Annotated in this window: 29 protein-coding genes; 11 read left to right on the forward strand and 18 right to left on the reverse strand. The window is 69.3% G+C overall.

The genetic code is table 11. The features are described from left to right. Nucleotides 1-57 precede the first annotated feature (57 nt). The 3 genes from nrdI to T333_RS09290 form a co-directional block, all read right to left on the reverse strand. Nucleotides 58-519, reverse strand: coding sequence for a class Ib ribonucleoside-diphosphate reductase assembly flavoprotein NrdI (gene nrdI, locus T333_RS09280; protein ID WP_354999149.1), 462 nt, complete (start codon nucleotides 517-519; stop codon nucleotides 58-60). 45 nt (nucleotides 520-564) lie between these two features. Then, nucleotides 565-798 (reverse strand): redoxin NrdH, encoded by a 234-nt coding sequence (locus T333_RS09285; RefSeq protein WP_067781531.1) that lies wholly within the window; start codon nucleotides 796-798, stop codon nucleotides 565-567. 530 nt (nucleotides 799-1,328) lie between these two features. Then, nucleotides 1,329-1,955, reverse strand: coding sequence for an NAD(P)H-dependent oxidoreductase (locus T333_RS09290; protein WP_496424227.1), 627 nt, complete (start codon nucleotides 1,953-1,955; stop codon nucleotides 1,329-1,331). 143 nt (nucleotides 1,956-2,098) lie between these two features. On the opposite strand from T333_RS09290, the gene T333_RS09295 reads away from it, so the two are divergent. Continuing rightward, nucleotides 2,099-2,719 carry a TetR/AcrR family transcriptional regulator gene (locus T333_RS09295; protein ID WP_354999823.1) on the forward strand — a complete coding sequence of 207 codons (621 nt, stop codon included), beginning with the start codon at nucleotides 2,099-2,101 and terminating at the stop codon, nucleotides 2,717-2,719. A gap of 6 nt (nucleotides 2,720-2,725) precedes the next feature. Next, nucleotides 2,726-3,550: an NAD(+) synthase gene (gene nadE / locus T333_RS09300; RefSeq protein ID WP_354999147.1), complete on the forward strand. Its 825-nt coding sequence runs from the start codon at nucleotides 2,726-2,728 to the stop codon at nucleotides 3,548-3,550. A gap of 24 nt (nucleotides 3,551-3,574) precedes the next feature. Here nadE and T333_RS09305 read toward each other — a convergent pair whose 3' ends face one another. From T333_RS09305 to moaA, 5 genes are all read right to left on the reverse strand, one after another. Continuing rightward, on the reverse strand, nucleotides 3,575-4,864 hold the full coding sequence (locus T333_RS09305; protein ID WP_496424228.1) for an RNA polymerase sigma factor: 1,290 nt from the start codon (nucleotides 4,862-4,864) through the stop codon (nucleotides 3,575-3,577). A 2-nt stretch (nucleotides 4,865-4,866) separates the two neighbouring features. Continuing rightward, nucleotides 4,867-5,577 carry a YciI family protein gene (locus T333_RS09310; protein WP_496424229.1) on the reverse strand — a complete coding sequence of 237 codons (711 nt, stop codon included), beginning with the start codon at nucleotides 5,575-5,577 and terminating at the stop codon, nucleotides 4,867-4,869. 104 nt (nucleotides 5,578-5,681) lie between these two features. Beyond that, nucleotides 5,682-6,050: an iron chaperone gene (locus tag T333_RS09315; protein WP_354999144.1), complete on the reverse strand. Its 369-nt coding sequence runs from the start codon at nucleotides 6,048-6,050 to the stop codon at nucleotides 5,682-5,684. An 87-nt stretch (nucleotides 6,051-6,137) separates the two neighbouring features. Continuing rightward, nucleotides 6,138-6,380, reverse strand: coding sequence for a MoaD/ThiS family protein (locus T333_RS09320; RefSeq protein WP_354999143.1), 243 nt, complete (start codon nucleotides 6,378-6,380; stop codon nucleotides 6,138-6,140). Continuing rightward, nucleotides 6,373-7,431 (reverse strand): GTP 3',8-cyclase MoaA, encoded by a 1,059-nt coding sequence (moaA, locus tag T333_RS09325; protein WP_357253304.1) that lies wholly within the window; start codon nucleotides 7,429-7,431, stop codon nucleotides 6,373-6,375. The genes T333_RS09320 and moaA overlap by 8 nt, the downstream gene beginning before the upstream one ends. 114 nt (nucleotides 7,432-7,545) lie before the next feature. Here moaA and T333_RS09330 point away from each other — a divergent pair, with 114 nt between their 5' ends. The 4 genes from T333_RS09330 (at nucleotide 7,546) to T333_RS09345 (ending at nucleotide 11,334) form a co-directional block, all read left to right on the forward strand. Further along, the gene (locus T333_RS09330) at nucleotides 7,546-8,751 is read left to right on the forward strand and encodes a molybdopterin molybdotransferase MoeA (protein ID WP_496424230.1); all 1,206 of its coding nucleotides are present in this window, start codon (nucleotides 7,546-7,548) and stop codon (nucleotides 8,749-8,751) included. A 43-nt stretch (nucleotides 8,752-8,794) separates the two neighbouring features. Then, a complete protein-coding gene (gene moaCB / locus T333_RS09335) occupies nucleotides 8,795-9,811 on the forward strand; it encodes a bifunctional molybdenum cofactor biosynthesis protein MoaC/MoaB (protein WP_496424231.1) in 1,017 nt (338 codons plus the stop codon). Next, on the forward strand, nucleotides 9,798-10,232 hold the full coding sequence (locus tag T333_RS09340; RefSeq protein ID WP_496424232.1) for a molybdenum cofactor biosynthesis protein MoaE: 435 nt from the start codon (nucleotides 9,798-9,800) through the stop codon (nucleotides 10,230-10,232). The genes moaCB and T333_RS09340 overlap by 14 nt, the downstream gene beginning before the upstream one ends. Before the next feature lie 94 nt (nucleotides 10,233-10,326). Then, on the forward strand, nucleotides 10,327-11,334 hold the full coding sequence (locus T333_RS09345; RefSeq protein WP_357253296.1) for an AraC family transcriptional regulator ligand-binding domain-containing protein: 1,008 nt from the start codon (nucleotides 10,327-10,329) through the stop codon (nucleotides 11,332-11,334). A 4-nt stretch (nucleotides 11,335-11,338) separates the two neighbouring features. On the opposite strand, the gene T333_RS09350 is transcribed toward T333_RS09345, so the two are convergent. The 5 genes from T333_RS09350 to T333_RS09370 all read right to left on the reverse strand — a co-directional run bounded on the left by T333_RS09350 (nucleotide 11,339) and on the right by T333_RS09370 (nucleotide 15,353). After that, the gene (locus T333_RS09350; RefSeq protein ID WP_354999137.1) at nucleotides 11,339-11,530 is read right to left on the reverse strand and encodes a hypothetical protein; all 192 of its coding nucleotides are present in this window, start codon (nucleotides 11,528-11,530) and stop codon (nucleotides 11,339-11,341) included. Between the two features lie 183 nt (nucleotides 11,531-11,713). After that, the gene (locus T333_RS09355; protein WP_357253480.1) at nucleotides 11,714-12,760 is read right to left on the reverse strand and encodes a CobW family GTP-binding protein; all 1,047 of its coding nucleotides are present in this window, start codon (nucleotides 12,758-12,760) and stop codon (nucleotides 11,714-11,716) included. 74 nt (nucleotides 12,761-12,834) lie between these two features. Then, the gene (locus T333_RS09360; RefSeq protein ID WP_496424233.1) at nucleotides 12,835-14,157 is read right to left on the reverse strand and encodes an N-acetylmuramoyl-L-alanine amidase; all 1,323 of its coding nucleotides are present in this window, start codon (nucleotides 14,155-14,157) and stop codon (nucleotides 12,835-12,837) included. A gap of 213 nt (nucleotides 14,158-14,370) precedes the next feature. Continuing rightward, a complete protein-coding gene (locus T333_RS09365; RefSeq protein WP_496424234.1) occupies nucleotides 14,371-14,781 on the reverse strand; it encodes a QcrA and Rieske domain-containing protein in 411 nt (136 codons plus the stop codon). 80 nt (nucleotides 14,782-14,861) lie between these two features. Further along, on the reverse strand, nucleotides 14,862-15,353 hold the full coding sequence (locus tag T333_RS09370; protein ID WP_354999134.1) for a sigma-70 family RNA polymerase sigma factor: 492 nt from the start codon (nucleotides 15,351-15,353) through the stop codon (nucleotides 14,862-14,864). A gap of 293 nt (nucleotides 15,354-15,646) precedes the next feature. On the opposite strand from T333_RS09370, the gene T333_RS09375 reads away from it, so the two are divergent. The 3 genes from T333_RS09375 to rho all read left to right on the forward strand — a co-directional run bounded on the left by T333_RS09375 (nucleotide 15,647) and on the right by rho (nucleotide 18,500). Next, nucleotides 15,647-16,012, forward strand: a complete 366-nt coding sequence (locus T333_RS09375) for an Rv1352/Rv1906c domain-containing protein (protein ID WP_354999133.1) — start codon at nucleotides 15,647-15,649, stop codon at nucleotides 16,010-16,012. A 186-nt stretch (nucleotides 16,013-16,198) separates the two neighbouring features. After that, entirely contained in the window at nucleotides 16,199-16,600 is a 402-nt protein-coding gene (locus T333_RS09380) for a PaaI family thioesterase (protein ID WP_496424235.1), read from the forward strand. Nucleotides 16,601-17,240: 640 nt separating this feature from the next. Beyond that, a complete protein-coding gene (gene rho / locus T333_RS09385) occupies nucleotides 17,241-18,500 on the forward strand; it encodes a transcription termination factor Rho (RefSeq protein ID WP_357253289.1) in 1,260 nt (419 codons plus the stop codon). Between the two features lie 49 nt (nucleotides 18,501-18,549). Here the strand turns inward: rho and T333_RS09390 are convergent, their stop codons facing one another. Together T333_RS09390 and T333_RS09395 are read right to left on the reverse strand one after the other, a co-directional pair. Then, on the reverse strand, nucleotides 18,550-18,783 hold the full coding sequence (locus T333_RS09390) for a hypothetical protein (protein ID WP_496424236.1): 234 nt from the start codon (nucleotides 18,781-18,783) through the stop codon (nucleotides 18,550-18,552). A gap of 92 nt (nucleotides 18,784-18,875) precedes the next feature. Beyond that, on the reverse strand, nucleotides 18,876-19,313 hold the full coding sequence (locus T333_RS09395) for a DoxX-related protein (RefSeq protein ID WP_496424237.1): 438 nt from the start codon (nucleotides 19,311-19,313) through the stop codon (nucleotides 18,876-18,878). Nucleotides 19,314-19,416: 103 nt separating this feature from the next. Here T333_RS09395 and T333_RS09400 point away from each other — a divergent pair, with 103 nt between their 5' ends. Beyond that, nucleotides 19,417-19,986, forward strand: a complete 570-nt coding sequence (locus T333_RS09400; protein ID WP_496424238.1) for a TetR/AcrR family transcriptional regulator — start codon at nucleotides 19,417-19,419, stop codon at nucleotides 19,984-19,986. A 92-nt stretch (nucleotides 19,987-20,078) separates the two neighbouring features. After that, nucleotides 20,079-20,447: an SUKH-4 family immunity protein gene (locus T333_RS09405; RefSeq protein WP_496424239.1), complete on the forward strand. Its 369-nt coding sequence runs from the start codon at nucleotides 20,079-20,081 to the stop codon at nucleotides 20,445-20,447. A gap of 197 nt (nucleotides 20,448-20,644) precedes the next feature. On the opposite strand, the gene T333_RS09410 is transcribed toward T333_RS09405, so the two are convergent. From T333_RS09410 to T333_RS09420, 3 genes are all read right to left on the reverse strand, one after another. Then, complete coding sequence (locus T333_RS09410) at nucleotides 20,645-21,916, reverse strand: MFS transporter (protein ID WP_354999821.1); 1,272 nt, start codon at nucleotides 21,914-21,916, stop codon at nucleotides 20,645-20,647. Between the two features lie 314 nt (nucleotides 21,917-22,230). Beyond that, a complete protein-coding gene (locus tag T333_RS09415; protein ID WP_496424755.1) occupies nucleotides 22,231-23,034 on the reverse strand; it encodes a 3-oxoacyl-ACP reductase in 804 nt (267 codons plus the stop codon). A gap of 3 nt (nucleotides 23,035-23,037) precedes the next feature. After that, nucleotides 23,038-24,399: an aldehyde dehydrogenase family protein gene (locus tag T333_RS09420; protein ID WP_496424240.1), complete on the reverse strand. Its 1,362-nt coding sequence runs from the start codon at nucleotides 24,397-24,399 to the stop codon at nucleotides 23,038-23,040. Between the last annotated feature and the right edge of the window lie 11 nt (nucleotides 24,400-24,410).

Consider the following 24,410-nt stretch of genomic DNA (forward strand, 5'->3'; position numbering starts at 1 on the left):
GGGCGTGGTAGTCGAGTACCTCGCCCGCGGCGTCGGCGCCGCGCACCGGGGGCTGCTCTAAGCGAGCTGTCTTTCCGGCGGGCGCTGTCGTTGCTGTTGCCAAAACAATCCCAATCCCTCTCGGACGCGGTCGACGTCCTCAGCGGTTCCCATGAGTTCGAAGCGATACAGATACGGCACCCCGCACTTGCGCGAGATCACCTCTCCCGCAAAGCAATAGGTATCGCCGAAGTTCGTGTTTCCCGCCGCGACGACGCCGCGCAGCAGGGCGCGGTTGTGCGGATCGTTGAGGAACTTGGCGACCTGCCGCGGCACGAAGTCCTTGTCGGACCTGTTACCCCCCAGAACGTGCCGACCGCCCCCGTAGGTGGGGACGATCAGCACGTAGGGTTCGTCGACGCGCAGCGAATCGGCGGTGTGCAGTGGTATGCGAGTGGCTGGGAGTCCCAGCTTCTCGACGAAACGATGTGTGTTCTCCGAGGCACTGGAGAAGTAGACCAGCGCGGTCCCCGTGGACATCGCTTCTCCTCTCCCATCGGACGAACGCCGAAGATGTGGCGCCGATCAGGCCGCCGCGACCGCCAGGGCCTTGATGCGGTCGGGGCGGAAGCCGGACCAGTGGTCCTCACCCGCGACGACGACCGGAGCCTGGAGGTAACCGAGGGCCATGACGTAGTCACGCGCCTCGTCGTTCTCGGAGATGTCGATGACCTCGTAGTCCACCCCGGCCTTGTCGAGGGCCTTGTAGGTGGCATTGCACTGGACGCAAGCGGGCTTGGTGTACACGGTGATGGTCATTGATGTCCCTCTCTCCTGTGCCTAATCCGCGATGTTCGCGGCCTGGTTACGCGGGCTTCCGCCTCCGGGCCCGAGCTCACATCGCGAGCCTGATCCACAGCCGGTGATCCGTATGCAGTGCGTGATCCGACGTACGCTGCGCAAACTCCTGGATCCGGTCTCGAAACCCCTGCTAGCGCCGCTGCGGACGATAGCTCCTCGCGGTGGGTCTCGCACCGCCTTCCAGCACCGAAGACACTACACCTAGTGGCCGACAGAAAGAAACGACACGACATGTTGCGAGTCGCATAGGTGTAATTCCACCGCGAGAAGTACCAGGACGCTCGATTCGCAACCCGACACGTCCGTGGTGCAGATCACAATTCCGTACCGTAGCGCTCTCTCAGCAAACTCTTGTGTCACACCTGTCACCGCCGCATCGTCTACCCCTTGTGCACTACCCCGACACATCGGAAACACAAGTCCGCCCCCGCCTCGAACGAGAGCGGGGGCGGCACCGAGGGCCGGCGCTGCGTCGGACGCCGGACGGCTCAGGCGGATACCAGCTGCCCGCGCGCGGCGTCCACCAGCTCGTGCAGCGTCGCGCCGAGCTGGGTGAGCGCCTCGGCGTCCTGGCGCGGATGCGCGGCGCCGAAGCGCTCGCCGATCACACCGAAGTGCGCGTGCGCCGCCTCGACGACCTTGCCGCCCGCGACGCCGATGGCCTTGACCGCGTCGCCGTGCGCCCACCGCGCCGCGTTCGGGCTGATCGAGGCGCTGATGACGGCGACGGACTTGTCCTTCAACGCGCCAGCACCGTAGGGCCGCGAGGTCCAGTCGATGGCGTTCTTCAGCACGGCGGACAGGGTGCCGTTGTATTCCGGGGTCACCAGGAGGACACCGTCGGCGGCGGCGACAGCGTTGCGCAACCGCTGCGCGGCGGCGGGCACGGCGCCGGGGACGTCGATGTCCTCGTTGTAGAACGGGATGTCGGCGAGGCCCTCGTAGATGGTCACCTCGACACCGTCCGGCGCGGTCTGCACAGCCGCTTCGGCGAGCTGGCGGTTGATCGAGGCAGCGCGCAGGCTTCCCACGAGAGCGAGGATCTGGGTCTGGCTCCTGCCTTCGGCATTCGCCAGGGGCACTGTGTTGATGATTCGCTCACTACGCTCGCTCATGGCAACTCCCTGGTGTACTGAAGATGGTGTCCGACTGACACAAGACACTAACCGGACTGCGGTCCGATTACTTCCCACGAGACCGTGAGAGGGCTGTGAACTACCCCACACCGCCGGCAGGCGAACCGCCGCGCGAGCGACCCGTGCTGCGCATCGGCGCCTCTCTGCCCGGCATCGCCGAGCCCACCGAGCGCGCCGACGCGGCGCGCAATCGACAGCTGCTGCTGGACGCGGCGCAGGATCTGGTCCGCGAACACGGCGTCGACAGCCTGACGATGGACGAACTCGCCAAGCGGGCCGGCGTCGGCAAAGGCACCGTGTTCCGCCGCTTCGGCAACCGCTCCGGCCTGATGCGCGCGCTGCTCGACCACTCCGAGCAGAAGTATCAAGGGGCCTTCATGTTCGGGCCGCCACCGCTCGGACCCGGCGCGCCTCCGGTGGACCGGCTCGTCGCGTTCGGGCGCGCACGGATACTCGACATCGAGGTCGAGGGCGAGCTGTACCGGGCCGCCGAGGTCAGCGAAGCCGAGAATCGCTATACCGGCAGGCCGTACAGCCTGCTCAAGACGCACGTGGCGATGCTGTTGCGGCAGGCGGGCACGCCGGGCGAGATTCCCTTGCTCGCCGACGGTCTGCTCGCCGCACTCGCCGCGCCCCTGGTGATGTACCAGCTGAATGTCCTCCGATACGACGGGAAGCGGATCGGGGACAACTGGGAAGCCTTCGTTCGCCGGGTGGTCCCGGCCACCGCGCCAGTAGAGTGAGGAGCCATGGCTAGTCTGCGCGAACAGATCATCAGCGAATTGGGTGTCCAGCCGACGATCGAGCCGAAGCTCGAGGTGCGCCGCCGGGTCGATTTCCTCAAGGAGTATCTGCGCGCAACGCCCGCAAAGGGTTTCGTGCTCGGCATCAGCGGCGGCCAGGACAGCGCGCTGGCGGGGCGGTTGTGCCAGCTCGCCGCGGAGGAGCTGCGGGCGGAGGGCTTCGAAGCGATCTTCGTCGCGGTGCGTCTCCCCTACGGCGTCCAGTCCGACGAGGCCGACGCCAGGATCTCGATGACCTTCGTCGCACCGGACCGTTCCGTCGTGGTCAACGTACGCCCCGGCGCCAACGCGGTGGCCGCCGAGACCGCGTCCGGGCTGAAGGTGAGCAAGCTGAGCGATTTCGTCCGCGGCAACATCAAGGCCCGCGAGCGCATGGTGATCCAGTACGCCATCGCCGGTCAGGAGAACCTGCTCGTGGTCGGCACCGACCATGCCGCCGAGGCGGTCACCGGGTTCTTCACCAAGTACGGCGACGGCGGCGTCGACATGACCCCGCTCACCGGTCTCACCAAGCGCCAAGGCGCGGCGCTGCTCCAGGAACTCGGCGCGCCCGCCAGCGTCTGGTCGAAGGTGCCGACCGCGGATCTCGAGGACGACCGGCCCGCGCTGCCCGACGAAGAGGCGCTCGGCCTGCGCTACAGCGAGATCGACGACTACCTCGAGGGCAAGGACGTCACACCCGAGGTGGCCGACCGAGTGGAGAGCATCTTCCGCAACACCAGGCACAAGCGCACCGTCCCGGTGACGCCGCTCGATACTTGGTGGCGCTGAAGATACGGGTCACGCGGCCGGGGTTTACTCGGCCGCCTCGACTTCGGCGAGCCGCCGCGCCAGGAACCGCCGGACCTGCTCGTTTTCCGCGATGTCGAGGGCGGCCCGGTAGCTCTCGGCGGCCTCGGGTTTCCGTCCGGCTCGGCGCAAGAGATCGGCGCGGGTGGCCGGGACCAGGTGGGTCCCGGCCAAGCGCGGATCGTCGGCCACCTCGTCCAGTGCGGCGAGCCCGGCGTCGAATCCGCGCGAGAAGCCCACGGCGACGGCACGATTCACTCGGACAGCGGGCGAGGCGGAGTAGCGCAGCAGCTCGTCGTAGCTCGCGACGATGGCGTGCCAATCGGTCTCGTCCCAACTGGGGGCCGTCGCGTGCGCCGCTGCGATGCGGGCCTGCGCCAGATACGGCCCGTCACCGTCGGCCGCCGCTGACTCGAGGCACGCCAGACCGGCCCGGATGGCCTCGCGATTCCAGGCCGACCGGTCCTGCTCCTCCAACGGAATCAAGTCGCCTTCGGCAGACCGGCCCCGTTCGGCGCCGTGCGTCCCTTCCGCATCGGAACTCCTTGCGGCGACGCGCCGTTGCCCGCGCCTGCTGTCCTGCAACAGCATCAACGCCAGCAGCGCCCGCGCCTCCGGCTCCTCCGGCAGCAACCCGCACAGCAGCCGACCGAGCCGAATCGCCTCGTCGCACAACTCGTCCCGCACGGCCGACGGTCCGGAGGTCGCGAAATACCCTTCGGTGAACACCAGATACACACACGCCAGCACGACGGGCAACCGCTCCGGCAGCAGGTGCGCCGGAGGCACCCGCAACGGAATACCGGCCTGCCGGATCTTCGCCTTGGCGCGGGAGAGACGTTGCGCCACGGTGTGTTCCGGTTGCAGAAAGGCTCTGGCGATCTCCACCGTTCGCATGCCGCACACCAGCCGCAGCGTCAACGCGACCTGCGACTGCGGCGACAGCGCCGGGTGGCAGCAGGTGAAGATCATCCGCAGCTGGTCGTCCGCCACCGGCGACACCTCGACCTCCTCGATCGGCGCCCGCGCCACGACGGCGTCGTATTCCTTGACCGCCCTTGCCGATTCGCGCCGCAGCCGGTCCAGGGCCCGGCGCCGGGCCGCGGTGGTGATCCAAGCGCCCGGATTCGCGGGCTCGCCGCGCTCGGGCCAAGTGCGCAACGCGTCGGCGAACGCCTCCTGCACCGCGTCCTCGGCGAGGGCGATGTCGCCGACCATCCCGGCCACGGTCGCGACGGCCCGGCCGAACTCGGCGCGATAGACAGCGTCGATTCCCGCGGCCGGGCCGGTGGTCACCGTCAGTCGCCCAGGTCGACGACCTGACGCACCTCGGTGCGCCCGCGCTCGCCGAGGGGAATCGCGGCCGCGATCTCCGCCGCCTCCGCTCGGCTCGCCGCCGCGAACAGGTACAAACCGTCGACCACCTCCGCGAACTCCGTGAACGGTCCGTCGGTGAGCAGCAGTTCGCCGTCACGGACCCGCAGCGTGGTCGCCGACGACGGCGGTTGCAGCGCGCCGCCGCCCCGGATCGCCGACGCGTACTTCGCGCCGAAGCGCTCGTGCTCGGCCAGCCCCGCGTCCCACTCGGGCGTGCCAGGCGCGATCACCGCGTCCGGCGCTTCCCACAACAGCGCGAGCCACCAGTCCGCGCGTGGCGTCTCGTGCGGCGACCACATGACCATCGGCCGCAGTTCGATCGTGCCGTCCTGCGCGGCGGGCAGCTGGCGCGCGAGCTCGATCGTCGCGTCCAGATCGGGCGCGTCGAACACGTAGAACCCGCCGACGACCTCCGCCTGCTCGGCGAACGGGCCGTCGGTGACCAGAGTCCGTCCGCCATCACGCCGGACGTGCATCGCCTCGGCGGAGGGGAACAGCGCGACCCCGCCCGCCACCGCGTCGGCCGCCCGCTCCTCGAACGCCGCGTACTTCGCCACTTCGGCGTCGAACTCGGGCGTCCCGGGATCGACGCCCGGCTCCTCGCGTCCCACCAATGTCGCCAGATAGTGCATCGCGTCATCCTTCCTCGTCTCGAGGGGCCCGATGCCCCTGCTACTCGGACGACGAACGGCGCGCCGGTTTCTCTACATCGCCGCGGCGAGATCTTTCGGCGCGCTCAGCAGACGAGTCCGCCTTCCGTGGCCGCCGTCGCCCGCAGCAGATCGCGGACCAAGTCGAAGTCGATCAGCTCCGGCTTGCGGAAGCGCAGGCAGCCCTTGCCCATGTCGTGGTCCGCCAGCCGCTCGGCGAACGCCGCGCGCACGTCGGTGCGCAGTAGATAGAAGGAGATGTACTGCTTCTGGTTGGCGAACGCGATCTCGCCGACGCCGTCGCGTTCGTAGCAGGGCATGCCGTAGGCCATGACCTCGGTGAAACCCGTCAATTCCGCACGGCACAGGTCGCGCATCCGGGTCACCGCCGCACGGCGGGCCTCCGGCACCTCGGCCAGGTAGCCGTCCACATCGCTCGCCTTGCTCTGCACCACGGCTCGACTGTAGCTGGACACAGGCGGCGGGCGGCGCCGCATGAGGTAGTCCGTCCACAGCCCCGCGCACGACCGGAGCGGCGGTGCCTATCCCCCCGCGAACGGCGGAAGCACGTCGACGCGCCCGCTGAGTGCCGCGGACGGGTCGCGGGTGAGTTCGTCACCGATGAGGTAGGCGCAGACCGCCAGCATCTTGTCCAGGTCGGGACCGTACGCGGCGGCCAGGCTGGTGCGCAGATCAGCGACCGTGGCGTCGGCGGGCAGGTCGAGGCGCTCGGAGTCCTTGCCGACGGCGTCCGCGATGGCGGCGAAATAGCGGACCTCAACCACCGATGGCTCCCATCGTGCGTTCCGGCGGCACGAAGTCCGCGGCGTCGATGCCGTGTCCCGCCCACTTGTTCCACATCGCGCCGCGCCAGATGGTGGCCAGTTCGTCGTCGTCGGCGCCGGATCGGATGGCCTGGCGCAGATCGAACTCCTGGTCGCTGAACAGGCAGGAGCGCAGCATGCCGTCGGCGGTCAGCCGGGTGCGGTCGCAGGTGTCGCAGAACTTGCGCGTCACCGTGGCGATGATGCCGACCGTGGCCGGGCCACCGTCGACGAGCCACTTCTCGGCGGGCGCGGACGGATCGGAGCGACCGGCTTCGGTGAGGGTGAACCGGGCGCCGAGCACGTCGAGCAGTTCGGCGGCGGTCACCATGTTGGCGCGCGCCCACTCGTGGTCGGCGTCCAGCGGCATCTCCTCGATGAACCGCAGCTCGCACTCCTCGGCGAGGCACCACTGGAGCAGATCAGCCGCGCCGGAGAGGGTTTCGCGCATCAGCACCGCGTTCACCTTGAGCGGCGCCAGGCCCGCGGCGCGGGCGGCGCGGATACCGGCGAGCACCGATTCGAGGCGGTCGCGGCGGGTGAGCTTGGCGAAACCGTTGCGGTCCACGGTGTCCAGCGAGACGTTCACCCGGCTCAGCCCGGCGGCGGCGAGCCCGCGGGCGCGATGCTCGAGGCCGACGCCGTTGGTGGTCATGGCCAGCGGAATGCCGGGCAGTCGTTCGTGGCAGCCCGCGATGATCTGCTCCAGGTCCCGGCGCATCAGCGGTTCGCCGCCGGTGAACCGGACCTCGCGCACACCGAGCTGCTCGACGGCGAGCGCCACCAGCCGCACGATCTCGGCGACGGTCAGCAGCTCGTCCTTCGGAATCGGCGGCAGCCCCTCCTCCGGCATGCAGTACGTGCAGCGCAGCGAACACTTCTCGGTGATCGAGACCCGCAGATCGCGGGCCACCCGCCCGAAGCGGTCGACCAGCAGAGGCGTGTCGGGGCGTCCGTCGAGCGAGGGGCGCCCTGATCGCACGGCGGGTATGCCCATCTCGACCAACGTCACCCTTCCAGTATGACGCGTCGTCTACCCCGCATCACGGGCAGCGCCCGGTTCGGTCGATCTCACAAACATCCATGTCAGGCCGTGAGATCAGGCTCGACCACTATGCTTTCCGCTATGAATTCTCGGCCAGCCGGCGCTACGGCCAGGACCGTCGACGACTACCGCGACAGCATCGAACAGCTGCTGCGCCCCCTCGCGGCACGCCCGGTCGAGTCCGTCGCGGTGCCCGCCGCGCTGGGCCGCAAGCTGGCCGCCGACGTCCGCTCGCCGATCGATCTGCCGGTGTTCCGCAACTCGGCGATGGACGGCTACGCGGTGCGCGCCGACGATGTGGCGGTCGCCCCGGTGACGCTGCCGCTGGCCGGTGTGGTCGCCGCGGGACAGCCGGGCCGGGCACCCTTGCCCGTCGGAGCGGCGCTGAAGGTGATGACCGGCGCGCCGATCCCGCCGGGCGCGGACTGCGTCGTCCCGGTGGAGGACACGCGCGCCGACGGCCGCGCCGTGACCGTCGAACGCGGCCGTGCCGCAGGCGAATTCGTGCGCGAGCCGGGCACCGACGTGCGCGCGGGCGCGCTGCTCGTGCCCGCGGGCGTCGCGCTGACGCCGCGGCACATCGCCGCGCTCGCTGCCGTCGGGGTGCCGACGGTGCCGGTCTTCCACCCGGTGCGGGCGGCGGTGATCACCACCGGCGACGAACTGGTCCCCGCGGGCCGACCGCTGCGCCCCGGACAGATCTACAACTCCAACGGCATCGCCCTCGCGGCCGCGCTGGCGGCCAACGGCGTGACGGTCGGCTCGGTCGAGCACAGCACCGACGATCCCGCGGTGTTCCGCCGACTGCTCTCCTCCGCAACGCGTTCGGCGGATCTGGTGTTCACCTCCGGCGGCGTGTCCAAGGGCGATTTCGAGGTGGTCAAGGACGTGCTCGCCGCGCAGGGCGGGGTGTTCGGCTCGGTCGCGGTGCAGCCCGGCGGGCCGCAGGGGCTGACGGTGCTGGACGGCGTCCCGGTGCTCAGCTTCCCGGGCAACCCGGTGAGCACGATGGTGTCGTTCGAGGTGTTCGCCAGGCCGATCCTGCGCCACCTGTCCGGGTTGCCGCCGGTGCGCACCAGCGAGGTTCCGTTGCTCGAGGCGGTGCGGTCCCCCGCGGGGCGGCGGCAGTTCCTGCGCGGACGACTCACCGAGAACGGCGTCGAACCGTTCTCCGGTGCGGGTTCACACCTGATCGCGGGGATGGCGTGGGCCGACGTGCTGATCGACATTCCCGCCGACACGACCGAGCTGACCGCGGGCACACCGGTGCTCGTCCACGAACTGTGAGCGGATGCGCGCCGCGCCGCGACACTGTGCCAGGCTGGTTCTCATGACCGAGTTGTCCCATGTCGACCAGGAAGGTCGCGCCCGCATGGTCGATGTGAGCGCGAAGGCCGACACCACCCGCGTCGCCGTGGCGGCCGGTGCGCTGCACACCACCGCGGAGGTCGTCGCGCTGGTCCGCGCCGACGACCTGCCCAAGGCCGATGTGCTGTCCACCGCGCGGATCGCCGGGATCGCGGGCGCCAAGAAGACCTCCGAGCTGATTCCGCTGTGCCATCAGCTGGCGCTGTCCTCGGTGAAGGTCGAATTCGGCTTCACCGAGACGGCCATCACCATCGAGGCGACCGCCAAGACGAAGGGACCGACGGGTGTGGAGATGGAGGCGCTGACCGCGGTCGCCGTCGCCGGACTCACCCTGCACGACATGGTCAAGGCGGTCGACCCGGCGGCCACGCTCGACGGTGTCCGGCTGCTCACCAAGGAGGGCGGCAAGCGCGGTCACTGGCAGCGGCCCGGCGAATCGGGTGCGGACGCCGAGACCACCGTTCCCGCGGTGGAACAGGACGAAAACCCCGATGACGCGGATCGATCCGCGGTCGTGCTCGTCGCCTCGACGGGCGTGGCCGCGGGCACCAGGGTGGACACCACCGGTCCCGTGCTCGTCGAATGGCTGGCCGGACTCGGCTTCTCGGTGCGCGGCCCGCTCGTCTACGCCGACGCCGAGATCGCTGTCGGCTTGGCCGACGCCCTGCGGTTCGCGCCCGCGCTGGTGATCAGCACCGGCGGCACCGGCGCGTCACCCACCGACGCCACGCCCGAGGCGACGCTGGCCGTGTTGGACCGCGAGCTGCCCGGCGTGGCCGAGGCGATCCGGCAGCGCGGCACCGCGAAGTTCCCGCTGGCGGCGCTCAGCCGCGGGGTCGCCGGACTCGCCGGTCGATCGGTCATCGTGAACCTGCCCGGTTCGCCGGGCGGGGTGAAGGACGGTATCGCGGTGCTCGAACCGCTCCTCGATCATCTGCTCGCGCAAGTAGCCGGAGGCGGCGCTCATGACAACACCTGAGACCACGGTGCGGGTAGCCCGCATCAGCGACCAACCGCTCGACCCCGCCGAAGTAGAGGCAGCGGTCACCGGTCCCGAACACGGCGCGGTGGTGGTCTTCACCGGCAAAGTCCGCAACCACGACGGCGGTCAGGCCGTTTCCGCGCTGGAGTACTCGGCCCATCCGGAGGCCGAACGCTTCCTGCGCGAGTGCTGCGCCGCAGCCACCGCGTCAACCGGGCTTCCGGTGGCAGCGGTGCACCGGATCGGCGCGCTGACCATCGGCGATCTCGCCATCGTGGTCGCGGTGGCCGCCCCGCACCGAGCCGAAGCCTTCACTGCCTGCGCGGAATTGGTGGACCGGATCAAACACGAGGTGCCGATCTGGAAACGGCAGCTCTTCGCCGACGGCATGTCGGAGTGGGTCAACGCCTGCGGTTGACCATCTCGTGATGTGAATCGGATGACGGATCAATCACCGCGCCGTTAGCGTTCTCGCCCAGAGTGTTCATCCGGATGTGGGGCAGGGAGGACGCGTGGGTACCGACCAGGTTTTGCTGCACCGTTTCGTCATCTCGCAGCTCACCGCTGCTGGAGCGGATCGGGACAAGCTGATACGGGAGACCGGGTTACCGGAGTGGACGATGGCGGGCGACGACATGCACCTGCCGAGCCACACTTTCTCCCGGCTCTGGGAAATCGGCGCGCACGCGCTCGGCGACCCCGCCGTCGCGTTGCAGGTGGCCAGCCGCTACGAGCTGACGAGTCTCGGGTTGTACGACTACCTGTTCTCGACCGCGCCCACCCTCGGCGCCGGTTTGGCGACCTGCGGACCGTATGTCGCCGCGGTCACCACCAATCACCGCTTCGACCTGATCGCCGAGAACGAACGGGAGACGACGCTCTACCTCGAGATCATCGACGGCGAGGGCGTGGGACGGGACCTGACCCAGCTCTGGGGATTGAGCGCGGTGCTGAGCCGGGCTCGGCGCGTGGTCAGCGAACCGCTCGTGCCGCTCCGTGTCACGCTGCGCCAGCAGGCGCCCGCCGATCACCGCGCCTTCGTCGAGGTGTTCGGCACGGCCGCCATCGAATTCGGCGCGTCGGCCGACTCGATGACCTTCCGCGCCACCGATATGGATATCCCGCTGACCACCGCCGACCCGGTGCTGGCGAAGATCTTGCGCCCCTTGGCCGACGCTCTGCCGCCGCCACCGCCGCTGCCCTCGGCGTGGCCGCGGCGCGTCGCCGAGGCGCTGGCGGAGGCGCTCGACGCGGGCGACGCCTCGCTGCACCGCGTCGCCCGGCGATTGACGACCAGCCCGCGCACCTTGCAGCGCAGGCTGATGGAGGCGGGCACGACGTGGCGCAAGGAACTGGACCGGGCGCGCGATGCCCGTTTGCGGCAGGCGGCGTCGGCGGGCTCGCTGACCCGGGCACGGCAGGCGCAGCTGCTCGGTTACGCCGACGCCGGTTCGATGCGCCGTGCGGCGCGGCGCTGGAGCATCGCCGAACACGCGCACCGATGTGAGCGGTTCGACTGACACCTCACACCCGCAGGAAGCTGGCCGCGATGCGCCAGAAGGTGGCGTCCTCGATGGCCCGGAAATCCCAGCCTTCGGCGATGTCTCTGGTGGCGGCGACGATCGCGGGTACGTCGAAATCATCGCGGGTGGCGGTCCCCTTGGCCTCCAGCGCGTTGATCACGTAAGCGGTGGCGCTCTCCCACGTCTCGGACACCGAACTCTCCCATCGGTCGCACAACATCGATACGGTCGATCACGGTCATTGACCGACGCCGCGCGCGGCGCAGAGCGCCGTCCCCGAACACGGCGGGCGTGCAGCCAGTGTCACCACAACTCGGCCGCGTGGGAAGCGCCGAACGCGCCAGCTCGCGGTAAAACGCGCCAATCCCTGACGCGCTCAGTGCGGGGTGTAGCGCCACACGCCGAGCATCGCTTGCTCGTCCAGGAAATCGTCGGCGTTGTGCACGGTTTCGCGCAAGCGGGAGAGCGTGGGCTCGGACGGCATGCCCGCACCGATCAGCACCAGCTGGCTGGTGCGCGGTTCGCCGCGCCGCCACGCGCCGGGCTCGAAGACGATGTGCCTTCCGACCATGTGCAGCAAGAACTTCCGGCGCTCGGCCGCGACGCCGAACGCCGCGAAGCCCTTGGCGCGGAACAGCCCGGGCGGCGGGTCCTCCAGGAAGTCGATCAGCCTGCGCGGATCCAGTTCTCGTTCGCTGGTGAAGGAGACGCTGGTGTAGTCGTCGTGCAGGTGCCGGTGGTCGTCGTGGTGCTCGTGGTCGTGCTCGGCGAGCAGTTCGTCGAAACTGAGCTGCTCGGCGACGCGCCGGGTCGCCCGCAGCGGCTCGTCGAACAGCAGGCCTGGATCGATGCGTCCGCGGGTGGTCGCGTAGACCGGGACCGTGCCGACCAGGTCGGCGATCTCGCCGCGCAGCGTCTCCAGTTCGTCCGCGCCGACCCGGTCGGCCTTGTTGACCACCACCAGATCCGCCAGCCGCAGGTGGGTCAGCAGTTCGGGGTGGCGCTCGCGCGTGGCCGGGAACTGTTCTGCGTCGACCACTTCCACCAGACCGCCGTAGCGGATGCGCGGGTTGTCGCTGCCGACCACCATGCGGATGAGATTGCGCGGCTCGGCGAGACCGCTGGCCTCCACCACGATCACGTCGATGTTCGCCCTCGGCTGCGCCAGCCGGGTGAACAGGTCGTCCAGCTCGGTGACGTCGACCGCGCAGCAGACGCAGCCGTTGCCGAGCGAGACCATCGCGTCCACCTGCCCGGCGACCAGCATGGAATCGATGTTGATCGCCCCGAAGTCGTTGACGACCACGCCGATTCGGGTGCCCCGATTGTTGCGTAGCAGGTGGTTGAGCAGGGTGGTCTTCCCCGAGCCGAGAAAGCCGGCGACGATCAGCACAGGAATCCGGTCAGCCACCCGGACCACCATAGTCGGCGCGCGAAGGCCGTCGGAACGGCCGAACGCCACCCGACGGATCGGGTGGCGTTCGGTGGCGGATGCGATTACTTCGCGGGTCCGAACAGGGTGCTGGCCAGGGTGTAGGCCAGGTTGATCAGCTCCGCGGTGATCATCGTGTCGTCCATGCCGAGCGTCCGTGCCAGTGGCATGAGCAGCTCCAGCACGTCGTTCGCGAGAATGCCGAGGGTGCCGGTTTCCGAATTCGACCGGTAGTCCGGCGTCGACTGAGTGCCGGGTGTCGACTGGCTGCCGGGGGTCGACGGGCTACCGGGCAGTGCGTAGGTTCCGGGTGTCGACGGGCTGTTCGGTGTCAACCGGCTGGGGTTCGTCTGGATGGTGTCCTGGCCGGAGCCCGGGATCGGCTGGCTGCCCGGCGTCGTGCCCGGCAGGGTCTGCGACTGCGGCGCCGCGCCGTCCTGCGTCGCACCGTTGGCCGGTGTCGAGCCGTTCGGATCGAACTGCGCGGGGACCGATTGCGCTGGCACCGCCTGCGCGGGCGCCTCCGCTGGAATCGCCTGCTCTGACTGCGCGGGCGCCGAGGCGGGTAGGTCGGTGGCCGATCCGTTCGTCGCGGGCGAAGTGCCGAGCAGGTAGCTCACCAGTCCAGTGGTGACCGCGATGGCGTGTTTCAGCTGACCTTCGGGACTCTCCAGCAGCGCGGCGTCCTCCGCGTTGGCGCCGTTGCCCATCTCGAGGAACACGTTCGGCACCGCGGTCAGCGCGGGGCCCGCGATGTCGGAGCGCGTCTGCAAACCGTCCTGCACCCCGGCGTACGTGGCGGCCGGGAATCCGGCTTGCAGGTATGCGTCGCGCACCGCCTTCGTCACGGTCAGGCCTGGCCCGGACTGGACCTGGCCGATCTTGGCGTCGGACACGGGCAGCGCCGGGACGATCAGGTGGAAGCCGCGGAGATTGGGCGGCGCGCTGTCGGCGTGGATACTCACCGCCACGTCGGCGCCGGATTCGTTGGCCGCTCGCGCCCGTTCGTCGACGCAGCCGCCCCAACCGCTGTCGTCCTGGCGACTGAGCACGACCCGCGCGCCGATGCTTTCCAGCGAGGTCTTGATCAGCTGGGCGACGTTCCAGTTGATGGTGTGTTCGGGCACGCCGTTGACGGAGGTCATGCCGGTGGTCTGGCAGTCCTTGGTGCCGCCCCGGCCGTTGTTCACCTGTCTGCCCAGGTTCTCGGAGTGGTTCGACCCCTGGTGGCCGGGGTCGAGGAAAACCGTTTTGCCTGCGAGCTTGCCCGCCATCTCCGGCGCGACCGGGGCGGCCGTCGCGGCGACCGGGAACAGCCCGGCGAGAGTGGCGGTCACCGCGGCCGTGACGGTGGTGGAGATACCGGCCTTGATGATGCTTGGCTTCATGTTCGGTCGGCGCCCCGGGACGGAGCACCCCTCCCTTCCCACTAGTAACACCAAACCCAGTGGTTCACTCTTGCAACGCAGCGCACGGCGAAGCAAGTCCAGTTACCGAACTGTTACCAACACAGTAGGCGGCATCGCGGCTGGTCAGAGGCACTGAAATCACCCCCGAGAAAGGGCCGTTGAGCGGGAGTGGCTTACAGCGGGCAGCGCCCCTCAGGCGGTCACGATGCGGTCGCCGTCGACCCGCACGGCCCGCGGCGCGAGCGGTCGTTCGGCGGGCCCGGTGGCTACCGTGCCGTCGAATCGGAACGCGCTGCCGTGGCAGCGGCAGACGATGGTCTCGCGCTGGATCTTCGACACCGTGCAGCCGAGGTGCGTGCAGGCGGCCGAAAAGCCTTGAAAGACTCCGGCTTGCGGTTGGGTCACGACGGTGCCACCGGCGATCACGGCGCCGCCGACCGGCACGTCGGCCACCTTCGCGACCTCGGTGCCCGGCGCGACCTCGCGCGCGGACGGTTCGGCGGACGCGCAGGCGGCCACCGTCACCGCAGCGGCGGCCACCCCGACGCCCGCCAGCGCGGTCCGTCGGTCGATTCGCAGGTCACCGCGGTCTTCGGTCGGCATCGGTCAACTCCGGCTTGGTTCGGACACTGCCGACCACGGTAAGGGGGCCTCTCGCTCGATCGCGAACCGGATCGCCGGGATCAGGCGCCGGACGGGAGTTGGCGCAGCGAGCGCAGCGCGTAGTGCACGCGGGTTTTCACGGTGCCGACCGGGACACCGAAGTCCGCGGCCACCTCGCGGTAGGCACGGTCGCGCAGGATCACCTCGACGACCGCCTCGCGCTGGGCCGAGGGCAGCCGGGACAGCAATTCGGCGACCAGCAGGCCGTCGATCAGCCTGTCGGCGAAGTCGGGGTGGGCGATCGGGCTCTCGCCGGCGGCGTCACCGATCTCGTCCCATGCCGTGTCGAACGGTCGCGCCGCGCGGGCGCGCGCGATGTCGATGATGACGTTGCGCTCGATGGCGAGCAGCCAGGTGCGCACGCTGCCGCGGCGCGGGTCGAACAGGCAACAGGAGCGCCAGGCCCGTAGCAACGTCTCCTGCACCGCGTGCTCGGCCAAGCCCGCGTCCCCGAGGCCGCGTCGCGCGCGCCAGTGCAGCAAACCCCCATCGGCGGCCAGTACTCGAGCCAAACCCTCTTCGGTGCACAAGCCTGCGCAGTGGGCACTACACGTACGCCGCTGCTCCGTGAGCGCACCCAATGGCCGAATACCTCTCACACCATCGATATCGCGGCGACTCAGGACGATGACACCACCGACCCGCGATAACGGCGAATTCGTGCGAACGCGGTGTGCATGTGACAGAAATCTCTCGAATACCCCCACTTCCGCGGACGACTCTGGTAGATCTGGGCCGGGAGATGTGGGGATCTCCGCAGGTCATCCGCCCAGTTATGGGCGCGAACATCGAGGAGACAGAGCGCATGCGCATGCTCGTGATCGCGGGGGCGATGGCGTCCGCCGCGACCTTGTTCGGAGGCGGAACCGCGGCCGCCGAGCCCGCGAATTTCATGCCGGGCGACGGCCTCTACATGGTCGGCGTCGACATCCACCCCGGTATCTGGGAAGCGCCGGGAACTCCCGACCCTCTTTACGGCTGCGACTGGCGCAGGCTGTGGAAAGTGGAGGGCGACAATACGAACATGCAGTACATCATCGGCAACAACTTCACCCGGCTCGGCCCGGTCCGCGTGGAGATCAAGCCGACCGACGTCGCCTTCAAGACCGTGAACTGCGGCGCGTGGCGGATGGTGGGGTCGACGCCACCCACCGGTTCGTCCGGCTTCTGATCAGCCGTGTGCCGCCGCATCTGTGGAGCGCGGTGGCCGCCCGATCGGGCCGAGTTCGCGCCGTCCGCCTCCGGGCGCGGCGACCTCACCCGTTGACGCGCGGATTCCCGCCAACCGCACGCTGATCGACGCCGATTACCTCCGGGGTAATCGACCGGCGCGCCACCGGACGGCAGCATGGTCGGCATGATCGACGAGACCGGCACCAAGCTCTTCCACCAGTCCATGCCGTTCACCGAGCGGCTCGGCGTCGAGGTGCTCGAGCACAGCCCCGAGCTGGTGCGCAGCCGGATCGCCTGGGACGAGTCGCTGTGCACGCTCGGCGGCATGCTGCACGGCGGCGTCCTGATGTCGCTCGCCGACGCGACCGGCGCGGTGTGCGCCTTCCTCAATCTGCCCGAGGGCAAGCAGGGCACCACGACGGTGGAGTCGAAGTCCAACTTCCTGCGCGCCGTGCGCTCCGGCCACGCCGTCGCCAGCGCCCGGCCCTTGCACGCGGGACGCTCGTTCATCGTCGTCGAGACCGAGATTCGCGACGACGCCGACAAGCTCGTCGCGAAGGTCACCCAGACGCAGGCCGTGCTCTGAGACCGGATTCACCCGTCGTGCATCGCACGACGTCAGCGTGCCTGCCTCGGAACCGCGTCGCACGGTCGGTCGGGTACTTCGGGTAGCGCGGGGGGAATATTGTTCCGGCGCGGGTCGTTGAGGCAGTGGCAGGCGATCGTCTGCAAGCATCCGATCCGCGGCGACGGCTTCGATTGGAACGATCGACGAACGCCGCCTGCCGCGCTGGGCGTCAGCCCGACTCCCGCACTGTGGCACCGCCATCAGTAGTCCGCCGCGCGGAAATTATTGCGCCGCAACGACAATCGACGTCTGTCGGCTGCGGCTCGCTCGGGTCCGTGCTGCGACGGTAGCCGATGTCGATCGGCATCATCGAGGGGCCGAGTAACCAGCCCGAACTGCGACGCGGCGCACGCTCGACAGGTTTCACCCTTGCGCGAATCGATTCGCGGCGGGTAGCCTCGGTGCTGTCGGTGGTTGTAGACGACGTCTCCCACGGACAGACTCGGATCCCCCCTTTTCCGCGATATCGGATTCGCGATGAATGGGACCCGCTCACCCGCACCCGCGACGCATCGCGCCGATTCCGGGTCGCGGTCACGAGATCTCTACCGCATGGCCCTCGCCATCTCCCACACACTGCCTTCAGTAAGGAAACATCATGAAAGACAACAATTCTCAGCATTCGGAAGCGCACGACGACCAGGTCGAACGGCCGGTCTCCGGCATCCTCGATATCGTCGGCAACACCGCGAGCTTGCGCGTCGATGGATACTTTTCCGGCGACAACGACCTGCACGTCGCGCCCCGCTTGGTCCGCGAGAACCATTTGCGCCGAGGTGATTTCGTCACCGGCGTGGCACGATCCGCGCAGCGCGACGCGCAACCGACGGAGCGAGATGCGCAATCGACCGAACCCACAGCGCAATCGACCCGGCGTAACGCCCAATCGACCCGGCGCGACGCGCGATCACCCCAGCGCGGCGCGAAACTCGACTCGCTCCTCCGCGTCGACACTGTCAACGGCCAGCCCCCGGAGCACGCGGGCAAACGACCCATCTTCGAGAACCTCATCCCCCTCTACCCCAACCAGCGCCTGCGTCTGGAAACCGAGCCGCACGAGCTGACCACCCGCGTCACCGACCTCGTCATGCCGATCGGCAAGGGCCAGCGTGCACTGGTCGTCGCCCCACCCAAAGCGGGCAAAACCTCTGTGCTGCAAGCCATCGCGCACGGCATCGCCAAGAACCACCCCGAATGCGAGCTGATGCTCGTGCTCGTCGGCGAGCGCCCCGAAGAGGTCACCGACCTGACGCGCAGTGTCCCCGCCGACGTCGCCGCCGCCACCTTCGACCGCTCACCGCGCGATCAGATCGCGCTCGCCGAACTCGCCATCGAACGCGCCAAACGCCTGGCCGAAACCGGCCGCGACGTGGTGGTCCTGCTCGACTCGCTGACCCGCCTCGCCCGCGCCTACAACAACGCCGCGCCCACCTCGGGCCGCGTTCTCTCCGGCGGCGTCGACGCCGCGGCACTCGCCTCGCCCAAGCGCTTCCTCGGCGCCGCGCGCAACTTCGAGAACGGCGGCTCGCTCACCATCGTCGCCACCACCCTGGTCGAAACCGGCTCGCTGGCCGACACGGTGATCTTCGAGGAGTACAAGGGCACCGGCAACGCCGAACTCAAACTCGACCGCGCCACCGCCGCCCGCCGCGTCTTCCCCGCCGTCGACATCGCCCAATCCAGCACCCGCAAGGACGAACTCCTGCTCACCTCCGCCGAACTCGCCGCGACCCACCACCTGCGCCGCACCCTCACCGCCGTCGACGCCCAGCACGCCACCGAACTCCTCCTGGAGGGCTTGCGCCAGACCGCGACCAACGCCGAATTCCTCACCCAGCTCCCCAAACCACACCCCTGATCCCCTTTAAGCCCTCCTTAAGCCCCTGTCAAGACCCCCAAGGCATTGTTTATTTCAGCCCGGCCGGGCCTGTCCCAGGAGGGGGGGACAGGGTCGGCCGGGCGCTTTCGATAGCTGGCATCCCCGCGGACCGCATCCGCACCCACGCGCGAGACAGCTCACGTAGTTGCCGCAGATCGGCATCGAAGTCCCGCGCGGACAGCCCGAGGAATCTTCCGGCGAGCACCAGCGACAGTGCGCCGACGATCGCCCAGGCGACACCGTCGGGAACCGTGAAGGACATCGCTACATCCTCTCCGGTGTCGCTCGAACCTCGTCCGGCCGGTTCCGACGAATCCGCGGCGACCGGCGCCGTGGCGCAGCAGCGCATGCGCGCTAGCCGGCGATCACCAGGGCGGTCGCGCCGAGGAACACCACCTGCAACACGGTGCGCAGCGGGAGCGGCATCGTCTTGATGCCCACGCCTTTTCGCACCGCCCAGACGTTGGCGGGGAACATCACGACGAGCAGTGCGGCGAGGCCCGCCGCCGCGAGGGCCGCGGTGGCGGGAATCAACAGGCCGACCGCGCCCGCGACTTCGAGCACGCCGGTCAGCGTGACCAGTGCGGGTGCGGCGGGCAGTCGCGGCGGCACCATCTCGATCAGCGCCGAGCGTCGTGGTTGGAGGAAATGCGCGCTCGCGGTCGACGCGAACATGGCGGCGAGGCCGAAACGAACTGCGTCCGACCACGAATCGAGCCAGGACAGATCGACGAACCAGCCGAGCAGGCGGGCGAGCGCGGTGACGGCGGCGAGGATGACGAAGGGGGCCATGACTATCTCCCGAGGTGTGGCACGAACCAATCTTGACACTGGAAAGATTAGGGACAGCCACGCAAACTTGTCAATGACAAGATTCTCGGCCACTATCGGAGGCATGGCGAAGAGCGGCTACCACCACGGCGATCTACGCACCGCGATGCTGACCGCGGCGGCCGAGCAGATCGCCGCCGACGGCGTCGACGCGATCTCCCTGCGCGGGCTCGCGCGGCGCGCGGGCGTCTCCCACGCGGCGCCCGCCCACCATTTCGGCGATCGCGCCGGTCTCCTCACCGCGCTGGCCATCGAGGGCTACGACCTGCTCGGCGCGGAACTCGACAGCGCGGGACCGGACTTCCGCGACGTCGCGGTCGCCTACGTCCGCTTCGCGCTGAACCATCCCGGACACTTCGACGTGATGTTCCGTCGCGACCTGCTGCACGCCGACGACGCGGACCTGCGCGCCGCGCGGACGCGCTCCGGAGCCGCGCTGCGCGCCGGCGTCGCCGACCTGCGCCTCGAACGCACCGACCGACAGGAACGCGCCACCCAGCTGGCCGCTTGGTCGCTGGTGCACGGCTTCGCTGCCCTGTGGCGAGAGGGGGCGCTGACGGATTCGGCGCTGGCCGACACGACGGACCCGGAAGAACTGGCCCGCGCCATGCTGGCCACGGTCCAGTTCGACTGAGACAGTCACCACACCGCGTGCGGCGTATCTTCTTGCACAGCAACGACGAAAGGAGCAGGCGGTCGATCGCCGGTCGATCCCGCCAACGCACCATGGAAGTCCACGCCTACCCCACCTCGGCGACCACGCCGGTGGATCTCGCTGCGGCGCAACAGATCGCCGCGCGGTACTTGTCCGTCACGGACCAACTCGACGGCGGAATCGCACAACTGGTCACCGAATTCGATGGCGGCTTCGTCGTCGTCGCGGTCCGCGGGCCGGTGCCGGAAGGCGATTCGCCACTACCGCCGCCGGTGATCGGCGGTTCGGTCAGCGTCATCGACAAGGCCACCGGAGCCGTCTCGTACTGGCCGACCTACCCGGCCGCGCTGATCGCCGAGCAGTACGACGAGATGTTGCGCACCGGTCGGCTGATCGTCGCCGACGACTGGCCGACCGAAGACGAGCTCGAGGAGGAATAGCTCCCCGCTACGGGTTCCGGCGTCGAGCCGACGTTCCCGTCTTCCCTGCCACCGCTCGGACCGAGAGCACGGCCGCTTCGACCGATCTCCCCCGGGCGCTGCGGCAGTGAGCCGACGCCATCGTGGTTCGCCGCAGACGCAATCCCCGACGCTTCTGCCGTGTGCCAGCGTCCGTGGAAGCCGTGAACCGGGCCGAGTCAGATCGCGGGTTGCGCCACCCCTGGGAGCGGTGCACCGTCGGCGTCGGGCACCTTGGTACCGCGCAGCGAGGTGCCCGCGGTCTCGCGCAGGTAGGCCCACGCGACCAGGCCGATGAGGGAGGCGCCGACCATGTACGCGGCGGGAAACAGCGTCCACCCGGTCGAGTCGATCACGGCTTCGTTCACCAGCGGCGCGGTGCCGCCGAACATCGCGGTGGAGACGTTGTAGGCGAAGGCGAAGCCGGCGTAGCGCACGTGCGTCGGGAAGATCGCCGGGAACGTGGAGCTGATGGTGGACAACTGCGGCACGTACAGCAGGCCGAGCACGATGAAGCCGATGATCGCCCACGCGGTGCCCTGCCCCATCAGCCAGTACATCGGCACCGCGAGCACCGCGAGACCGATCAGCGAGAACAGCCACATCGGCCGCCTGCCGACCCGATCGGAGAACATGCCGAACAGCGGCAGCACCAGCATCATCACCAGCTGACCGGTCAGCATCATGGCGGTGGTGGCCGACTCCGACATTCCGATGGTCTTCTGCAGGTAGGTCGGCTGATAGGTGAGCAGCGTGTAGTTCACCACGTTGAGCGCGATCACCAGGCCGCCGAGGGTGAGGATCTCGCGCCGGTAGCCGGTCAGCAGCTCGCGCAGCCCGGTCGGCGGGTGCGGATTCTCGGCGACCTCCTGGAACACCGGCGACTCGTCGAGCCTGGCGCGCAGGTACCAGCCGGTCAGACCGAGCGGGACGGCGAGCAGGAACGGAATGCGCCAGCCCCAGTCGTGCATGGCGTCCGAACCGAGCGCCAGCTGGCAGGCGAGCACCACGGCCGAACCGCCGACGAAACCGGCCAGCGTGCCGAACTCCAGGAAGCTGCCGAGGAAGCCACGCCGACGATCAGTCGCGCATTCCGCCAAATACGTTGCCGCGCCGCCGTATTCGCCACCGGTCGAGAAGCCTTGCAGCACACGGAGCGCGATGAGCAGCACCGGAGCGAGCACGCCGACGGAGGCGTGCGTCGGCAACAGGCCGATCGCACCGGTCGCGGCCGACATCAGCAGGATCGTGGTGGCCAGCACGACTTTTCGGCCGAGGCGGTCGCCGAGCGGACCCCACACCATGCCGCCGAGCGGGCGAAGCACGAACGAGATGGCGAAGCCGAGCATGGTGCCGAGCGTGCCGAGTTCGCCGGGAAAGAACGCGTCGGTGAGATAGGTCGCCGTCGCCGCGTACACGCCGTAGTCGAACCATTCGGTGGCGTTGCCCATGGCCGACGCGGCCACCGAACGCCGTAGTCGCGTCGGGTCCTGTCCACGATCGGTGGTCACGCCCGCCTCCTCACCGGCCCGTCCCCACGGGCCTCGATTCGTCCGTCCGGCCCCACTCGAAAACGGGGGCCGGGCACGGAACAAACCGATACCCAGGTTTCACGACGACCAAACAGCGGCGGACCCGCACCACGGGACAGCGCACACCCGGCTACCTGCACGACAATCAGCGAATGTGATTGTCGTCACAGAGGTTCGAGATCGACGGATTGCCCGGACGGGCTCGCACGACCCGTCCGGGTGGCTGGAACGCCTCAGATCGGCGTGACGTAGGCCCCGGAGATGCCGCCGTCGACGAGGAACTGCGAGGCAGTGACGAACGAGGCGTCGTCGCTGGCGAGGAAGGCGACGGCGGCCGCGATCTCCTCCGGCTCGGCGAAGCGACCCAGCGGGATGTGCACCAGGCGGCGCGCGGCCCGCTCCGGGTCCTTGGCGAACAACTCCTGAAGCAGCGGGGTGTTCACCGGCCCCGGGCACAGCGCGTTCACCCGGATGCCCTGCCTGGCGAACTGCACGCCGAGCTCCCGGCTCATGGACAGCACGCCGCCCTTGGAGGCGGTATAGGAGATCTGCGAGGTGGCCGCGCCGAGCACCGCGACGAAGGAGGCGGTGTTGATGATCGAGCCCTTGCCGCGCACCAGCATGTGCTCGATGGCGTACTTGCTGCACAGGTACACCGAGGTCAGGTTCACCTCCTGCACCCGGCGCCACGCCTCGATGCCGGTGGTCAGGATCGAATCGTCTTCCGGCGGTGAGATTCCCGCGTTGTTGAAGGCGATGTCGAGCCCGCCGTACGCCGCGACCGCGGCCTCGAACATGTCCCGGACCTGCGTCTCGTCGGTGACGTCAACCTTCACGAACAGTCCATCGACCTCCGCCGCGGCGGCCTCGCCCGCGGCGGCATCGATGTCGGCGACGACGACTTTGGCGCCCTCGGCCGCGAACCGGCGCACCGTGGCGAGTCCGATCCCGCTGCCGCCGCCGGTGACGACGGCTACTCGATCCTGTAAGCGCTGCAACGCATCTCCTTCTCGGTGCGGTGAATCACTTGGTTCGATGAATCACTGGGTGGCGATGAAGACGTTCTTGGTCTCGGTGAAGGCCAGCGCGGCGTCCGGTCCGAGTTCGCGACCGAGGCCGGACTGCTTGAATCCGCCGAACGGTGTCCAGTACCGCACCGAGGAGTGCGAGTTCACCGACAGGTTTCCGGCCTCGACACCACGGGAGACCCGCAGCGCCCTGCCGAGGTCGTTGGTCCAGATGGAACCGGACAGGCCGTATTCGGTGTCGTTGGCGATGCGCACCGCCTCGGCCTCGTCGTCGAACGGAAGCACCGCGACCACCGGACCGAACACCTCCTCGGTGAGCACCCGATCGGTCGGCGCGGTGGGCAGCACGACCGTCGGCGGATACCAGAACCCCGGTCCCTCCGGACGGTGGCCGGTGAAGGCCACTTTCGTCGACGGCTCCACGAACCCGGCGACCCGCTCGCGATGCGCGGCCGAGATGAGCGGGCCCATCTCGGTGTCCTCCGCACCGGGATCGCCGACCCGCACGCCGCGCACCGCGGGCTCCAGCAGTTCGAGGAACCGATCGAACACGCTCCGCTGCACCAGGATTCGCGAGCGCGCGCAACAGTCCTGCCCCGCGTTGTCGAACACGCCGTACGGCGCGGTGGCGGCCGCCCGCTCCAGGTCGGCGTCGGCGAACACGATGTTCGCGCTCTTGCCGCCCAGCTCGAGCGTCACCCGCTTCACCTGCTCGGCGCAGCCCGCCATGATCTGCTTGCCGACCTCCGTCGACCCGGTGAACACCACCTTGCGCACCGCCGGATGGGTGACGAACCGCTGCCCGACCACCGAACCCTTGCCGGGCAGCACCTGGAACACGTGCTCGGGCAGGCCCGCTTGCCTGGCCAGCTCCCCCAGCCGCAACGCGGTCAGCGGCGTCAGCTCGGCGGGCTTGATCACCACCGCGTTCCCCGCGGCGAGCGCGGGCGCGAATCCCCATGCCGCGATGGGCATCGGGAAGTTCCACGGCACGATGACACCGACCACGCCGAGCGGCTCCTGAAACGTGACGTTCAGGCCGCCCGCCACCGGAATCTGCTTGCCGGACAGACGCTCCGGCATGCCAGCCGCGAAATGCAGTACGTCGCGGACGTTTCCGGCCTCCCAGCGGGCATTGCCGATGGTGTGCCCGGCGTTGTCGACCTCCAGCCGCGCCAGCCGCTCCAGATCGGCGTCGACCGCTTCGGCGAAGCGGCGCAGCAGCCGGGCCCGGTCGCCGGGCGCGACCTCGCGCCACTGCTCCGCCGCCCGCCGCGCGCGCTCGATGGCGGCGTCGGTCGCCGCCGCGTCCGTCGGTTCCACCGTCGCCACGACCTGCTCGGTCGCGGGGTTCACCACCTCGGTCGCCGCCATGTCCTCCGCTC

It is taken from the genome of Nocardia sp. CNS-044, from assembly GCF_059570515.1.

What these genes read in the sequence shown, in the direction of transcription:
- nrdI (WP_354999149.1), bottom strand. Translation starts at nt 519, where the DNA reads ATGTCCACGGGGACCGCGCTGGTCTACTTCTCCAGTGCCTCGGAGAAC.
- T333_RS09285 (WP_067781531.1), bottom strand. Translation starts at nt 798, where the DNA reads ATGACCATCACCGTGTACACCAAGCCCGCTTGCGTCCAGTGCAATGCC.
- T333_RS09290 (WP_496424227.1), bottom strand. Translation starts at nt 1,955, where the DNA reads ATGAGCGAGCGTAGTGAGCGAATCATCAACACAGTGCCCCTGGCGAAT.
- nadE (WP_354999147.1), top strand. Translation starts at nt 2,726, where the DNA reads ATGGCTAGTCTGCGCGAACAGATCATCAGCGAATTGGGTGTCCAGCCG.
- T333_RS09310 (WP_496424229.1), bottom strand. Translation starts at nt 5,577, where the DNA reads ATGCACTATCTGGCGACATTGGTGGGACGCGAGGAGCCGGGCGTCGAT.
- T333_RS09330 (WP_496424230.1), top strand. Translation starts at nt 7,546, where the DNA reads ATGAATTCTCGGCCAGCCGGCGCTACGGCCAGGACCGTCGACGACTAC.
- moaCB (WP_496424231.1), top strand. Translation starts at nt 8,795, where the DNA reads ATGACCGAGTTGTCCCATGTCGACCAGGAAGGTCGCGCCCGCATGGTC.
- T333_RS09340 (WP_496424232.1), top strand. Translation starts at nt 9,798, where the DNA reads ATGACAACACCTGAGACCACGGTGCGGGTAGCCCGCATCAGCGACCAA.
- T333_RS09355 (WP_357253480.1), bottom strand. Translation starts at nt 12,760, where the DNA reads ATGGTGGTCCGGGTGGCTGACCGGATTCCTGTGCTGATCGTCGCCGGC.
- T333_RS09360 (WP_496424233.1), bottom strand. Translation starts at nt 14,157, where the DNA reads ATGAAGCCAAGCATCATCAAGGCCGGTATCTCCACCACCGTCACGGCC.
- T333_RS09365 (WP_496424234.1), bottom strand. Translation starts at nt 14,781, where the DNA reads ATGCCGACCGAAGACCGCGGTGACCTGCGAATCGACCGACGGACCGCG.
- T333_RS09375 (WP_354999133.1), top strand. Translation starts at nt 15,647, where the DNA reads ATGCGCATGCTCGTGATCGCGGGGGCGATGGCGTCCGCCGCGACCTTG.
- T333_RS09380 (WP_496424235.1), top strand. Translation starts at nt 16,199, where the DNA reads ATGATCGACGAGACCGGCACCAAGCTCTTCCACCAGTCCATGCCGTTC.
- rho (WP_357253289.1), top strand. Translation starts at nt 17,241, where the DNA reads ATGAAAGACAACAATTCTCAGCATTCGGAAGCGCACGACGACCAGGTC.
- T333_RS09390 (WP_496424236.1), bottom strand. Translation starts at nt 18,783, where the DNA reads ATGTCCTTCACGGTTCCCGACGGTGTCGCCTGGGCGATCGTCGGCGCA.
- T333_RS09395 (WP_496424237.1), bottom strand. Translation starts at nt 19,313, where the DNA reads ATGGCCCCCTTCGTCATCCTCGCCGCCGTCACCGCGCTCGCCCGCCTG.
- T333_RS09400 (WP_496424238.1), top strand. Translation starts at nt 19,417, where the DNA reads ATGGCGAAGAGCGGCTACCACCACGGCGATCTACGCACCGCGATGCTG.
- T333_RS09405 (WP_496424239.1), top strand. Translation starts at nt 20,079, where the DNA reads ATGGAAGTCCACGCCTACCCCACCTCGGCGACCACGCCGGTGGATCTC.
- T333_RS09410 (WP_354999821.1), bottom strand. Translation starts at nt 21,916, where the DNA reads ATGGGCAACGCCACCGAATGGTTCGACTACGGCGTGTACGCGGCGACG.
- T333_RS09420 (WP_496424240.1), bottom strand. Translation starts at nt 24,399, where the DNA reads ATGGCGGCGACCGAGGTGGTGAACCCCGCGACCGAGCAGGTCGTGGCG.